Here is an 809-nt window from a genome sequence, read left to right on the forward strand (position 1 = left end):
CGTTATCGGAGACATTGTCGACGGCGACATGCAGTGCCTCTGAGCCCTCTTTGAGGAAATCATCAATCGCATCGATGGTGAATTCAAACGAGCCTGAATCGCCAATGGTGAAACTCTCAGGAAGTGCGCTGGTGTCAGCGCCGCCAGCGGCCGCGCCAGACCAATTGAGATCGCCAGACACAAGCGTGCCAGCCGGAGGCGTCACTGAATTGCCATCGCTATCAACCAGCGTTAGCGTATAAGTCAGCTCACCGCCCTCAGTCGCACTATCTGCATCCACGCTGATTTTGACATACACAGTATCATCGGAATTTGGATTATCTTCATCAACAATCGCACTGCTGACCGAGCCATGATCGGGATCGGCAGCCACCGCTTCAAACTGACCGTTATCAGTGACATTGTCGACGGCGACATTCAGTTCTTCCGAGCCCTCTTTTAAGAAATCATCAATCGCGTCGACTTTAAATTCAAACGAGCCAGAATCGCCAATGGTGAAACTGTTCGGTAGTGCGCTGGTGTCAGCGCCGCCAGCGGCTGCGCCAGACCAATTGAGATCGCCAGACACGAGCGTGCCTGCCGGAGGCGTCACTGGATTGCCATCGCTATCAACCAGTGTGAGCGTGTAAGTTAGCTCACCGCCCTCAGTCGCGCTATCTGCATCCACGCTGATTTTGACATACACAGTGTCATCGGAATTTGGATTATTTTCATCAACAATCGCACTGCTGACCGAGCCATGATCGGGATCGGCAGCCACCGCTTCAAACTGACCGTTATCGGAGACATTGTCGACGGCGACATGCAGT

Annotated in this window: 1 protein-coding gene; it reads right to left on the minus strand. The window is 53.3% G+C overall.

Annotated elements, in window-relative coordinates; genetic code table 11:
* A partial coding sequence (locus DZ860_RS24565) for a hypothetical protein (protein ID WP_207890680.1) occupies positions 1-809 on the minus strand: 809 nt, incomplete at both ends.

The sequence above is a fragment of the Vibrio sinensis genome, from assembly GCF_003605645.1.
In the GTDB taxonomy this organism is placed as follows: Bacteria; Pseudomonadota; Gammaproteobacteria; order Enterobacterales; family Vibrionaceae; genus Vibrio; species Vibrio sinensis.